The organism is Microseira wollei NIES-4236 (assembly GCF_020521235.1).
Taxonomy (GTDB): Bacteria; Cyanobacteriota; Cyanobacteriia; order Cyanobacteriales; family Aerosakkonemataceae; genus Microseira; species Microseira wollei.
Genome location: NZ_BLAY01000053.1, coordinates 18,438 through 31,927, shown reverse-complemented (window position 1 = coordinate 31,927; position 13,490 = coordinate 18,438). Strand labels below are relative to the sequence as shown.

Sequence of the window (13,490 nt, the reverse complement as noted above, 5' to 3'; positions counted from 1 at the left end):
TAGCTAATGGCTGGTAGAACCGAAAAATATTCCCATCAGCAATTAGCAATTAGCGATTAGCCATTTACCAACCCACGATAGTTATAACTAGCAACTTGAGTTATTAGACGTTCCCCGCCTGTACGATGATACGGATCTCAGAAGGAGTTATGTTATTTGGCAAGAAGGCATTAGTCCCTTTGTAGTAGTAGAACTTTTATCCCCCGGAACTGCTAAAGAAGACTTGGGAGAAAACGCCAACTCAGATCCAGAAGCAATTGAACTCGATAAGTTAGCAGATAATACCGAATCTCCAACTGAGGAAGAAACCCAGCTTAACGGCGAGACTCTTACACAAGAAACACCACCCAGAAAGTGGGAAGTTTACGAACGAATCTTACGAGTGCCTTACTATGTAGTATTCAGTCGTTACACCAACAAAGTACACTTCTTCAAGCTAGAGGGAGGACGCTATCAACAACAGTCATTCAACCCAGAACAACCGCGAATTTGGATACCCGAAATCGAGTTAGGATTAGGCTTGTGGCAAGGCGAGTATAACGGCATCACTCGCCAATGGTTGCGCTGGTATGATGCATCAGGAAATTGGATTCCTACAGATGGTGAGAGAGCAGAACAAGCTGAAGCTAGAGCAGAACAAGCTGAATCTCAATTGCGGCAAGTAGTACTAAACCTCTTGCAATCGGGAATGGATACCGAACAAGTAGCGATATTGACAGGACTTTCCAGAGAACAGGTGCAGCAACTGATAGCGAATCCGTCTGCATCGGAATTATAGAAATTTTCAATGGTAAGCTGCCAGACACCTAATTTGAGAGCCAAATTTTACTTCTTGTGGGGTGGGCATCTTGCCCGCCTCTTGATTGGATTTAAATGCGTAGCAGCTGATCGACGATCCTTGTAGTAGCACGGCATAAATAAGCTTTGCCCTTAAGGAGAAGGTTTTCTCCCGCCGTGCTACTACATCCCTCTCTTCGAGAAGACGCTACCCTTGTCTATCGCGTCTTGGCGGTTCAATTCTCCAATAATTCTCGCAGCAACTGTGCCAACCTTGACCCACTATCTCTAACCGCGAGACTTGCCGCATTTTGAGCCATTTTTTCCAATTCTTCCGGCGTTTGCAACAAATTCAATACCTTTGTTTTCAAAACCTCCGCCGTTAATTCCGATTGCTTAAATACCAACGCCGCACCCACATCTCCAAACACCTTGGCATTAAAACTTTGATGATCTTCCGCCGCAAACGGATAGGGAATCAAAATTGCCGGTGTCCCCGTTATCGCCAATTCAGTTAGCGAACCCGCACCCGCCCGACTAATCGCTAAATTCGCCCGTTGCAACAACCCCGCCATATTATCGTAAAACGGCAGAGAAATATATTGCGGATGTTGCAAACTTCCCGCTTCCGGATCTTTATCTCCCGTTAGATGCACCACCCATGCACCCGCGTCAAACCAAGCTGGCGCAGCTTGACGCACCATTTGATTAATTGCCACTGCCCCTTGACTTCCACCAAAAACTATGATAATGGGAACATTGTCTGGAATCGGCAGATCGTGGTTTTGGGGTGAAAGGAATTGCTGGCGCACGGGGGTTCCCGTACAAACCGTTTTGCCACGGGGTAAATACTTCGCCGCCGCTGGAAATCCGATGGCGACGGTAGTACAAAATCGACTCAAGAAGCGGGTGACTTTACCCGGTAGGGCGTTGGACTCGTGGAGGATTGCGGGTAAATTGAGACTGCGCGCCGCAATAATCGCAGGTGCCGCAATATACCCGCCGGTGGTAAATACACCTTGAAATTTTCCTTGTTTGAGCAGTCGGCGACAAGTCCAAATCGCCGCGATAAAGCGGGTGATGATGCGCAGAGTCCCCAATCCGAAGCGCTTTTGAAACCCTTCTAAAGCAATCGTCTTGAGGGGATATTTAGCTGGAACGAGGTCTTTTTCTAAGCGATTGGGAACGCCGAGCCACTGAATTTGGTAATCTGGCAGTTGTTCGGCAGTTGCGATCGCGGGAAATAGATGCCCCCCCGTACCGCTAGCAGCAATCAGCAAGCGCAGCGGCGCTACAGTCGATTTTTTCACAGTCACTTTTGTTTCTCAGCTACCATCAAGCAAGGACAAGGGATACTCAACTTTTAAGCTGACTCTAAAAATATCACCGATGCACAATTCTCTCAAATTATTCCCAGGCGCTTCCCCCAGATTATCCATAATTTTGGTAACGGCGCTAGGGTTATCAACGGGTGGAAACCTTGCTTTTGCAGCGACTCCCGACACCGCGCCTCCTGAATTGAAAAACGCATTATCGCAAATCGACGCCGCCGCAAATCGTCGAGACGTGCAAGGGGTGATGCAGTTGTACAGCCCAAATTTTAGCAATAGCGATGGCTTAAATCGCCAAAACATGGAAAAAGCGCTAGCACAACTTTGGCAGCGCTATCCCCAATTGCAATATCGTACCTCGCTGGAATCTTGGGAACGCGATCGCAGCGGGGCAATTTTAGCCCTTACCGTGACCCAAATTACCGGCAGCCAAGCCATTGACGGCAGAGACTGGACTTTCAACTCTACCATCCGCTCGCGGCAGCGATTGGAAAACCAAAAAATCGTCCAGCAGGAAATTTTAGCCGAACGCACTCAGCTAACTTCCGGCGAAAAGCCCCCCAACGTCGAGATAAAATTACCAGAAACAGTCCGCGCCGGACAGGACTTTACCTTTGATGCCGTTGTCAGAGAACCCTTGGGCGACGACGTGCTAGTCGGCGCAGCTTTACAAGAATCTATCAGCGCCCAAGGTTATTTAAACCCCACCCAGGTACAATTAGAACCCCTGGCGGCGGGGGGAATTTTTAAACAGGGTCGCGCACCCAATAACGCGGGTAAATACTGGATATCAGCGGTTCTGGTACGAGCAGATGGTATGACGATCGTCACCCAACGCCTGCAAGTAGAAGGCACTGCTCGCCCCACTCGTCAGCAAAATCGCCGCTCCAATCCTCGCACCAATCCATCTCGTCCTCAAAATCGTCCTTCTGGTGGTGCGAGTTAGCACCTCGTGCAGGTGAGCAATGTCGGGGCGGGTTTTACCAACAATCGTTAAACTCCAACGTTAACCGCCCCTTTTAGCGAGTCAAAATTACCGATGCCCCATTAGCAATTAGCAATTAGCAATTAGCAATTACCAAATAAACATGATTTCAATTCAAAATCAAATCGTTCTAATTACAGGTGCAAGTAGCGGAATTGGCGCTGCTTGTGCCAAGCTATTTGCTCAAGCGGGTGCCAAATTAATTTTGGCAGCGCGGCGAAAAGAACGATTGGAACAATTCGCAGACGAACTGGGGAAAGAGTTTTCCAGCCAGACTTATTTATTGCAGTTAGACGTGCGCGAGCGCAACGCTGTAGAATCTGCCTTACAATCCCTGCCAGAATCTTGGTCTAATATCGACATTCTGATTAATAACGCCGGTCTGAGTCGCGGATTAGATAAACTGCACGAAGGCGATTTCCAAGACTGGGAAGAAATGATCGATACCAATATTAAAGGCTTGCTTTATCTCACCCGCTATATCGTACCGGGGATGGTCAGTCGCGGTAAAGGCCACGTGGTTAATATTGGTTCGATTGCCGGACATCAAACTTACCCAGGCGGGAATGTTTATTGTGCCTCTAAAGCTGCGGTTAGGGCGATTTCTGAAGGATTAAAACAAGATCTATTAGGAACTCCCGTGCGCGTGACTTCTGTAGACCCCGGTTTAGTGGAAACCGAATTCTCTCAAGTGCGATTTCATGGAGATAGCGCTCGCGCTAAAAAAGTATACCAGGGACTCACACCTTTAACTCCAGACGATGTAGCAGATGTAGTATTTTTCTGCGCCACTCGACCCGCCCACGTTAATATTAGCGAGGTTTTGCTCGTCCCAACCGACCAAGCAACTGCAACACTGGTTCACCGACGAACTTAGGAGCAATTTAAATTTCAAATCCCAGCTTCTTTTTCACTCACATCGTTTAACGGTTGTCAACGGAACACCTTGCCTGACCACCTTATAAACTTCCTGACACTCAGGGAAAGCTTTTTCTAGATTCCATCTTGGGACTCCCAAATAGTAATATGGCTTAGCAATATTTGACTTCTTAACTTCGATGACATCACTACCAGGTTTAGCAAATAGTTTGGCTGAATCCAAAGGTCCGGCAACTAGCACCTGCTTCCCCATCTTGCTATTTTTATTAACCCACTCCATAGCCTCACGGAGACTCAATCCCCAATATTCAGTCTCATATCGATTATAGGCTCCTATCAAACCCCCAGATAAACGATTAAAATAGATGTATTCATAGGGATGCAGATTTATCATGTCGAAGCAGATATGTAAACATAAAATAGCCATCAAACCCACTCCGAAAAATCCCATAAAATATTTTTTCCATAACCAAGAAATTGACCTCGCTGAAATAGCAGCAATTCCGGGCAAAATAAACAGAAACTGGCGCATCCCGTCCTACAGGGTTGAACCCTTAACAATCCCATAGCTTGACAGGGAGAAAATTTGCAGTAATACCAAGATTAAACAAGCCTTTTGTAAATTCGAGAATTGGGAATATTTGTAGACGCTTAAACCTAACCCAATAATAAACAGTAATAGAAATATTTCTGGGACAGTTATAGTAACTATCCGGGGAAGATAATACCAAGGCAATTGGCTACCTAAGATAAATTTACCGTCAAATAAAACCGTTCCTACCCAACCATGATTAGAGTGATATTCGAACGCTTCCAAAAACCATCCCACAGGATTTGACCAAGATACAGGATGACATACGGTGGTCACGATCGCCCAAGATATAAATATCAATATCCAGCTGATAAAAATATTTTTGTATGTATATCTAGTTATTTTTTCTGTTCCCACTCTGGTTACGATATAAGTGAATGGAATAAATCCCAGGAAAACAAATCCTCCAATCCTCGCAATCGTAAGCAATCCGACCAAAACCCCAAATAGAATTGAAGTTATACTAAAGCGGTTAAATCCAATTTTGACTTTTTCATCTAATTTCGAGTAACCCTCGACTAAATAGGCTCCCATCCAGGTAGATAAAGTGAACAGAACCGCAAATGGGATATCCTTTGGGTTGAAGAAGCTATGTCCCCAAAAACCCGGAAAAAGTGCTAGAGTAATAGAACCAAGCCATGCATATTCTGCCCCACAAAAAATGCCCACAATCCCTGCTACTGATACATAGGCTAAAACAGAAAATAAAAAAGTTACTGCATGTTTTAAGACAAATCTATCTCGATTAATTTCTATTCTAGGGAAACCGTTCTTCAGTTGGTATAATGTTTCAGCAGCAATATCAAAAGCCACACCGTAGTATTTAATATCAGCCGGGTGCTTTGGCAGGGGTTGATTTTTTAAAATCAACTCATAATTCCATCCGACATTTTTTATGTGGATAGGCTCGTCCCATGATACCCCGTAGTTATTAACTGTTGATAACCCTATAGTAGCTATTAACCCAATTGCCATAGCCGTTTTAATAAAGCCATTGTTAAAAAATCGTTGATTTCTAACCTCTACCTGAGGGACAACATTAATTGGATTCGTATTCATGGATCTAAATTATTGGCGAATAAAAGTACTAGAAATAGGGATATTAAAAACGAATGCCCTTCTGCATCACAGCCATGTTGGCATAAGTTCTCCCAGTATGCCACCGGTTTCTCAGTGTTTTTACAGAAAAATTATCTTTAGATATATTAAGGAGGGATAAATCCGCAGACAATATCCGTCGAATTACTGATGTCAAGCTACCTCTACAGATTTGAGCAGATCAAGGATTATTTAACTTAAAGTAAAATTGCTGTAATTTTTAAGAATTAGTAAATTTAAAGACAATCGACTTTAACGTGACGTGCTAAGGAGATCTGGCTACATCGGTGTGGGACTGGGGGTGCAGGCGGCAGGGAAGCCCCACATCCGCTTACCTACGCCCAGTCGTGGTGGGAAAAATTTTGGCGTAACTCTGGCGCAACTTAGTTGGCACTGTCGCGCGAGGCACTCTCGTAGAAGCGACAGTTGACGCATGGCCCCTCTGGGTTAACGGCACAGCGAATCAGTTCAGAACCTGCATTGAAACGACAGTTGGCATCTCCCAGTACCCAGCGTCCGCCCACAAAACTTGTTTCTGTAGGGCGGGGTGCAGACTGCACGTATAAGGCAATTTTGTCCAACCGATAGCGCCCTGACTTGAGTTGATAGCGGTGACGGCGTTCTAAAACCGCGTAGGTTTGACCTTCCAGGTTGAGATAGTTACCGGGTTGGGGTGTCCAGTCTAGCTGGACGCTTCCCAGCGACTGACGCGGGTGCGTCAGTATTACCTCCGTAGGCAGTGAGTCTGGCTCCATAGCTCCCAAAAGATGTGTTGCGGACTACATATTTAAGGTATCGCGATTGCAGCCCGCCGCTTCACACCATCGGCAGACTTTAACCAAATTCTGTAACAATTTCCATAATCAAGGCACTTTTTTGTGTTTCACCTATCTACATTTGGAATCTGGAATCCTTATCTTGGCGCAGGTTATGTTTTTCAAAGATGTCCGAGACTATCAAATTCTGTTTTTATCCCTTTTCCTAGTCTTAGGTGTGGCTACCAGGGACTGGACTTTGCGGCTTGACTTCATTTTAGTTGCGATCGCCACCTGCTGTACGGCGCAGTGGATTCTCTCTTCCCTCTGGCCTCGCTGGCAGCCATATCAATCTATTAAACAAGAAAATCCCGCAGAAAAACTCGCCCCGATTCAGCCTTCATTTCCTAGTGCGTTAATTACGGCTTTAGGTCTGAGTTTACTTTTAAGATCCGAGCATTCCAGCACTATAATTTTAGCAGGAATGCTAGCAATTTTGAGTAAATTTATTTTTCAATTTGAGCGCAAGCATTTTTTTAATCCCGCTAACTTTGGGATTATTTCTGCGCTTGTCCTGACCAAAGATGCTTGGGTTTCGCCGGGACAGTGGGGCGATGATTGGTGGTACGCGCTGATATTTTTAGGCGCTGGTGGAATGGTTTTGAAACGAGTAGGACGTTGGGATACAACCGCCGCTTTTTTAGGCAGTTACGCTTTCTTAGAAGCGATTCGCAATCTTTGGCTAGGCTGGACTTGGGATGTTTTTTTCCATCGATTGATGAGCGGTTCTTTGTTGCTTTTTGCCTTATTTATGATTACAGACCCCCGGTCGATTCCCAATGCCCGGTCGGGTCGATTAATTTGGGCTATTAGTATTGCCCTCTTAACTTTTATTCTGCGGAATCAATTTTTTATTCCCACAGCAGTTTTCTGGGCATTATTTGCGCTTTCGCCCTTGACCTTAATTTTGGATAAGATCTGGTCAGCCCCTAGATTTTCTTGGTCAGGGGGTAGTTGTGTAGGGGCGGGTAAAACCTGCCATCCATGCAATCATCGACAGTTGATCTAAACCAGCCCTTTGTTTGACATCAAAGCAAAAAAGGAGATTACTATGAAAATAATTCGCCCAATGGTAACGCTTTTAATTGCATTTTTAGCTGCGATTTGCTTGGCGCCTACAGCTTTAGGATTTTGTGGATTTTATGTGGCAAAAGCAGATACGAAGCTATATAACAAAGCATCTGAAGTAATTATTGCACGCAATGGCGATCGCACAATTTTAACAATGGCAAACGACTACCAAGGCAATATCAAAGACTTTGCCATTGTCGTCCCAGTTCCAGTTGTACTTCAGCCAGAACAAGTGCGCGTTGGTGACCCAAAAATTATCGAACGGCTCGATGCTTTTAGCGCCCCCCGACTGGTAGAATATTTCGACCCAGACCCTTGCGGCGATGGCGACTTCAGCGGTGGTTTTGGCACCAGAGGCGGGCCACCAATGCCAGCAAGTCCAGCCGTGAGAAGAAGGGATGAAAGTGCTTTAGGAGTGACAGTAGAAGCCCGCTTTACTGTAGGAGAATATGACATTTTAATCTTAAGTGCTAGGGAATCTAACGGTCTAGAAACCTGGCTCAAAAGAAACGGTTACCGCATACCGCAGGAGGGTAGTCAACTGCTGCAACCCTACATTCGGCAAAACATGAAATTCTTCGTTGCCAAAGTCAATCTATCGGAATTTGCCAAATCAGGATATAAATTTTTGCGACCCCTGCAAATGGCTTATGAATCTGCCAGATTCATGTTACCAATTCGGTTAGGAACCATCAATGCCACAACCGAGCAAGATTTGATTGTTTACCTCTTATCGCCGAAAGGTCAAACAGAAATTACCAACTACCGCACCGTAAAAATTCCTTCCAACACGGAGATTCCCCCGTTCGTCAAAAATGAGTTTGGCGATTTCTATAAAGCCATGTTCCAAACTGCTTATACTCGCGAAGGAAAAAATATTGCATTTATCGAATATGCCTGGGACATGGCAGGATGCGATCCTTGTTCTGCCCAACCTTTGAATCCCGAAGAATTGCGCCAAGCGGGTGTATTTTGGCTAACTCCCGGAGGCGGCACAAATGTCTTTATTACCCGTCTCCACGTCCGCTATACCCGCGATAAATTTCCCGAAGATTTGATGTTCCAAGAAACAGCAAATCGTCAATTTTTCCAAGGTCGGTATATTCTGCGCCATCCTTTTAGCGGCGAGATTCAATGCGAAGAGGGCCAAAGATATCAACGGGTTTTGGCTGAACGATTTGAACGAGAAGCTCAAACTCTGGCGCAACTAACCGGATGGAATATCCAAGAAATTCGCAAGAAAATGCCTGCCACTGCCGTACAACCCCAGAACCTTCCTTTTTGGAGAAATATTTGGCCTTGATGGCTAATTGCTAATTGCTAATTGCTAATTGCTAATTGCTAATTGCTAATATTAAAAAGCTGGGCGCCAAATTGTAGTTAAACAGCTTCACCATTAGCGATTAGCCATTAGCTATTAGCAATTAGCGGGGTTTGCTGTACTCCCGCGACAGCAGGGCTAAACAAATAATACCAATTGCGCCTAACCAATTTGCATTAATACTATCAATCCAAACTTCTCGTCGGACAGGTTTAGTTGCTGCTGGAATTGAAGTTTGTTCGCTTTCTACGTTGTTAGGAGTCGTTTGAGCAGAAGCTGGTAGCGTTGAGGGAAGCAACGTTAAACTTAAGGAAAGAATGCCAGCTCCAGCAATTTTAGCTAAATTGGAACGCTTCATATTAAAGCTCTTTTTTTAAACAGCGGCAGGCTCTTTATATCCTTAAGTTTATTAATTTCCTCAAAAAACCGCCTCACCCTTTGGTAGGAAAGCCGACCCGGCCTCAATTCTCACTCCAGAAACAAGAAAGTAGGCACGGGTTAAACACAAAATGGGTGTCAAAAGAAACCCGGTTTCTTAAATAATACCTTCGCCAATGTTCTGAAACGCCCCCAGGCTAAAGCCTGGGGCTATACAAACAAAGCCCGCAAGACAAGGGCTGTAAGAATTTCAGCCCTTGTCTTGCGGGCTTTGTTTGTATAGCGACACCCTTAAGGGTGTCGTATTTTGGCGAAGATATTGTTAAAGAAACCGGGTTTCTCTCGGCAACAGAAACCCGGTTTCTCTGAAAAATAGTGGGTTTGACAGCGAGAAATCTACGAAGAAACCGGGTTTCTGACTGCTAGGATCTGCCGTGGAAGGGTAATGGGGAGAGGCAATGAATCCAATTACCAATTCCCAATTCCCAATTCCCAATTTGAATAACTAACGCAAGTTGCTAGTTATAAACAAGCGCGTTGCAAGCTTGCAAGCTTGCTAATTGCTAATCTAGGATTTTTACCAATCTAGCCATTAGCCATTAGCCATTAGCCGCTCCCAGAGAGATAACTAGCAACTTGAGATAACTAGCAACTTGAGTTACTTAATACTTACGTTGAGGGAGAAACTGGCATTACCTCGCGATCCGCCAACAACAATGCGATAGTTTCCTGAAGCGGGTAATTCTTGCTCAAAAGTTGTGGCGCCAGTTTCCAAGACCACTCCATCCGGTGAAACGACATCAAACAACGCCCCCCCTTGCGCTTGGGAAGAGGAGATATTAACTCTCATTGTCTGACGCGCACGAGCGCCCAATATGTAAACATTTCTTTCACCTCGGATGACGCTATCTCGGATAGTCGCCGAGTTAGAACCTCGCGCAAATTGAACGCGACGGACACGCGCTGTTTGTGCCATCAAAATATCTGACTTCACACCAGATTTTTCTGGTTGATAAACTGTTGGCAATTCAGCAGCTTGAACCTTAGGTACAATTGCTAAAAATAACCCGGCAAATAATGATAAACCGCGATTCATTGGGATGTTTTACACCTTTACAGTAAACATCCTTAGTCTCTCCCATCTTTATAACAAACACCTGAGTAATTATCAGGAAATCCCTGGGGATTTTTATAACAGCTACTTTTAGCTATTTTCCCGATTTTTACTCTTGACAAATGCCGGTGTAATTTTATCGATATTTACTGGGTAGTCTGCTGAGTTACTTGCTCGATTTGTTGGGAAAAGTAGGCTTCCCGATATTGCAATTGTCTTGCTATTTCCAATCCTTGTTGAAAAGCGTTGAGGGCTTGGGTCAAGTCGTTTAAACTTAGATAAAGTTTGCCCATTTGGTCGTAAGCGTTCATCAGTCCGTAAGCATCTTTAGCCAGTGCATTGACTGAGACAAGAATTTGATAAACTGACAATGCTTGCTGGGTTTGGTTATTAGATTGGAATAGATTAGCCATTTTTTGCAACGCTGCTGCCGCGCGATTAAACATTTCGCGTTTATAGGCAAAAATATAAGCTTCTTGATAGCTTTGTGCGGCTTGTTCTAGTAAACCAAGCGCTTCATAATTGGAACCAATTGATAGGTGAAGTTCTCCAACTTGAATCAAGTCTTGCTCGTTGAGGGAAAGCTCGATTAATTGCTGCTTTGTTTTGATTGCCATTTGATATTGTTTGCCTTGGTCGTAAATATACGCCAACTGTTTTAAATAGGCGATTTGTTTGACGCGATCGCTCCTTTCCTGAGCCAATCTCAGTAATTCCCGATAATTATCCGCAGCTTTAATGTATTCGAAATAACTCATATTCATTTCGGCAAGGGTGAGCAGCGTCGCCTCAACAGTCGTAGCATCTTGTTGCGAGCGCGCTACGGCGAGAATTTGTTCGTAAACGCCGACGGCTAATTGGGGCGCATTGACTTGCTGGTAGGCAGTAGCGAGCGATCGCCACAACTCCAACTCTACAGGCGGTTGCTTTTGCACCTCTTGTTGAATAGTTTGCAAGCGCTTGGTAATAATTTGTACATCTGGTCGGCTGTTTTGCTGCCAAGCGATCGCGCCGACTCTCCCCAACGCCTGCACCTCGGACAACGGCCCGATATATCGCCGCAGCCGCAATTCGCGATACCATATTTCAAACGCTCCCACCCTGTCCCCAGCTTGCAATTTAGTCGCCGCTTCGGTATTTAGTTGCTCTAATGCCACAGAAAGTGCAGCGCGTTCGGCATCAGTTAGGCGGCGTCTTCTGTCAGTTCGAGGTAATAGGGGATCGGGGGTTCTAATTTCTAAGGGATTGGGGGGAAACTGATTCGGATTAGGATTTTGGTTGGAATTTGTCGCAGCGATCGAAGACAAACTGAAATAAAGACAAAAGGCGATTGCCAGACACAGAAATTTTGCCGTATTTTGGGTCGAATTCACCACCCGATCGCCAATTAAGTACGTGAATTCAGTCCTCTTTAGAGGACTTAAGCTATTAGCCAGGGATTTTAATCCCTGGCGGGTGATGGAACTTAAGCTATTAGCCAGGGATTTTAACCCCTGGCGGGTGATGGAACTTAAGCTATTAGCCAGGGATTTTAACCCCTGGCGGGTGATGGAACTTAAGCTATTAGCCAGGGATTTTAATCCCTGGAGGGTGATGGAACTTAAGCTATTAGCCAGGGATTTTAATCCCTGGAGGGTGATAGAACTTAAGCTATTAGCCAGGGATTTTAACCCCTGGCGGGTGATGGAACGGGTGTAAAATTTCGGTTTAAAGTGAGTGAAATATCCATTTTTATCTGCATTCATCGGTTTTAAACCTCTTCAACCTCATTTTTTCCCTGGTATCTGGCGTGTCTAAACCCAAATAGACTGTTAAACTAAATCCGGATTGGTCAATCGGATCGTCAAGAGTGGGAGAAGACAGGTGTATTGCTTTCGCATGTTTCGACTATTCGCTATTGCAGCTACTCTATTGATACTCACAGGCTGTAGCTTGCCGCAAGTCACCGCCGAACAGCGCATATTTCTGAATTTATCCTTGGATTATTTGGGCGAGTACCAATTGCCCAAGATGAAGTATAAGGATACACCCGTTGGGGGGTTATCGGCACTCACCTACGATCGCGCGCGCGATCGCTTCTACGTACTTTCCGATGACCGCTCTCAACTAGCCCCAGCGCGATTTTACACCCTGAAACTAGCTTTAAACGAAACGGGCATCCAAAACGCAGAAATCGAAAACGTCACCTTCCTCAAAACAGAAGACAATCAAACCTATCCTAAAGCCACGATCGACCCGGAAGGAATTGCCCTCACACCAGGACAAACCGTCTTTATTTCCAGCGAAGGCGTCACCAAAGACGGAATACCTCCATTTTTGCGCGAATTCGACCTGCAAACCGGACAACAAAAATCAAGTTTACCCATTCCAGAAAGATACATAGCCGACGCCACTGACGACAAACAACAAAAGGGAATTCAAGATAATTTAGGGTTTGAAGCACTGACGCTGAATCCTACCGGAACTGTTCCCGCCAAAGGCGAACCAATTCGCTTGTTTACCGCCACCGAATCGGCTTTAAAGCAAGATTTAGATCCGCCTGCAAAAGATGAGCAAGGGAACCCCAAACCGCAAATAAATAAATGCCGCTTGTTGCATTACTATATCGGCGATGGCCCGCCGCTTTTAGTGTCAGAACATGTTTATCCTCTTTCCCCTACACCTGAAGGTGCTTTAGCTCATGGTTTAGCTGAATTATTAGCCATAGATCAAGGCGGTCATTTCCTCAGTTTAGAGCGCAGTTTTTTGGGTTTAGCGGGTTTGCAAGTCAAAATTTATCAAATCGCCACAGGAGGAGCAACCGATACCTCCCGCGTTGTCAGTTTAAAAGGAGAATTGCGAGCAATTGAACCAGTCAAGAAAAAGTTACTTTTCGATTTAAGCGAACTCGGTATTGCTTTAGATAATTTAGAAGGAATGACACTTGGTCCCCGATTCCCCGATGGTTCTCAAAGTTTAATTTTGGTCAGCGATGATAACTTCCAAGAGCAGCAAGTCACCCAGTTTCTGCTGTTTCGGCTCAAAAGCGAACGGCAAGTAGGAACTTAGAAACGCCGACTATAATTGACAAATAAAAGCTTTTGAACTAAAGACATGACGACTGTAGCTATTTTGCCAGAGTCCGACGCT

Annotated in this window: 12 protein-coding genes and 1 pseudogene; 6 read left to right on the top strand and 7 right to left on the bottom strand. The window is 45.0% G+C overall.

Annotation, left to right across the window (positions count from 1 at the left end; genetic code table 11):
* Positions 1-103 precede the first annotated feature (103 nt).
* Positions 104-778 (top strand): annotated as a pseudogene (locus tag MiSe_RS18425) (Uma2 family endonuclease); the annotation flags it as partial.
* A gap of 235 nt (positions 779-1,013) precedes the next feature.
* On the opposite strand, the gene murG reads toward MiSe_RS18425, so the two are convergent.
* Positions 1,014-2,087, bottom strand: coding sequence for an undecaprenyldiphospho-muramoylpentapeptide beta-N-acetylglucosaminyltransferase (murG, locus tag MiSe_RS18420; protein ID WP_226583221.1), 1,074 nt, complete (start codon positions 2,085-2,087; stop codon positions 1,014-1,016).
* A gap of 79 nt (positions 2,088-2,166) precedes the next feature.
* On the opposite strand from murG, the gene MiSe_RS18415 reads away from it, so the two are divergent.
* Both MiSe_RS18415 and MiSe_RS18410 read left to right on the top strand, forming a co-directional pair.
* The gene (locus MiSe_RS18415; protein ID WP_226583219.1) at positions 2,167-3,054 is read left to right on the top strand and encodes a DUF8623 domain-containing protein; all 888 of its coding nucleotides are present in this window, start codon (positions 2,167-2,169) and stop codon (positions 3,052-3,054) included.
* Positions 3,055-3,196: 142 nt separating this feature from the next.
* A complete protein-coding gene (locus MiSe_RS18410; protein WP_226583216.1) occupies positions 3,197-3,970 on the top strand; it encodes an SDR family oxidoreductase in 774 nt (257 codons plus the stop codon).
* A 33-nt stretch (positions 3,971-4,003) separates the two neighbouring features.
* On the opposite strand, the gene MiSe_RS18405 is transcribed toward MiSe_RS18410, so the two are convergent.
* The 3 genes from MiSe_RS18405 to MiSe_RS18395 all read right to left on the bottom strand — a co-directional run bounded on the left by MiSe_RS18405 (position 4,004) and on the right by MiSe_RS18395 (position 6,417).
* The gene (locus MiSe_RS18405) at positions 4,004-4,504 is read right to left on the bottom strand and encodes a hypothetical protein (protein ID WP_226583213.1); all 501 of its coding nucleotides are present in this window, start codon (positions 4,502-4,504) and stop codon (positions 4,004-4,006) included.
* 6 nt (positions 4,505-4,510) lie between these two features.
* Positions 4,511-5,623: a glycosyltransferase family protein gene (locus MiSe_RS18400; RefSeq protein WP_226583210.1), complete on the bottom strand. Its 1,113-nt coding sequence runs from the start codon at positions 5,621-5,623 to the stop codon at positions 4,511-4,513.
* A 422-nt stretch (positions 5,624-6,045) separates the two neighbouring features.
* Positions 6,046-6,417: a DUF6464 family protein gene (locus MiSe_RS18395; RefSeq protein WP_226583207.1), complete on the bottom strand. Its 372-nt coding sequence runs from the start codon at positions 6,415-6,417 to the stop codon at positions 6,046-6,048.
* Positions 6,418-6,592: 175 nt separating this feature from the next.
* Between MiSe_RS18395 and MiSe_RS18390 the strand changes: the two genes are divergently transcribed.
* Positions 6,593-7,486 carry an RnfABCDGE type electron transport complex subunit D gene (locus tag MiSe_RS18390; protein WP_226583190.1) on the top strand — a complete coding sequence of 298 codons (894 nt, stop codon included), beginning with the start codon at positions 6,593-6,595 and terminating at the stop codon, positions 7,484-7,486.
* 42 nt (positions 7,487-7,528) lie between these two features.
* Positions 7,529-8,851 (top strand): DUF2330 domain-containing protein, encoded by a 1,323-nt coding sequence (locus MiSe_RS18385; protein ID WP_226583187.1) that lies wholly within the window; start codon positions 7,529-7,531, stop codon positions 8,849-8,851.
* Positions 8,852-8,972: 121 nt separating this feature from the next.
* Here MiSe_RS18385 and MiSe_RS18380 read toward each other — a convergent pair whose 3' ends face one another.
* The 3 genes from MiSe_RS18380 to MiSe_RS18370 all read right to left on the bottom strand — a co-directional run bounded on the left by MiSe_RS18380 (position 8,973) and on the right by MiSe_RS18370 (position 12,106).
* Entirely contained in the window at positions 8,973-9,227 is a 255-nt protein-coding gene (locus tag MiSe_RS18380; protein ID WP_226583184.1) for a hypothetical protein, read from the bottom strand.
* A gap of 678 nt (positions 9,228-9,905) precedes the next feature.
* Positions 9,906-10,343 (bottom strand): hypothetical protein, encoded by a 438-nt coding sequence (locus tag MiSe_RS18375; protein ID WP_226583180.1) that lies wholly within the window; start codon positions 10,341-10,343, stop codon positions 9,906-9,908.
* Positions 10,344-10,507: 164 nt separating this feature from the next.
* Complete coding sequence (locus tag MiSe_RS18370) at positions 10,508-12,106, bottom strand: tetratricopeptide repeat protein (RefSeq protein WP_226583177.1); 1,599 nt, start codon at positions 12,104-12,106, stop codon at positions 10,508-10,510.
* Between the two features lie 118 nt (positions 12,107-12,224).
* Here MiSe_RS18370 and MiSe_RS18365 point away from each other — a divergent pair, with 118 nt between their 5' ends.
* Entirely contained in the window at positions 12,225-13,409 is a 1,185-nt protein-coding gene (locus tag MiSe_RS18365; RefSeq protein WP_226583174.1) for an esterase-like activity of phytase family protein, read from the top strand.
* Positions 13,410-13,490: the final 81 nt, after the last annotated feature.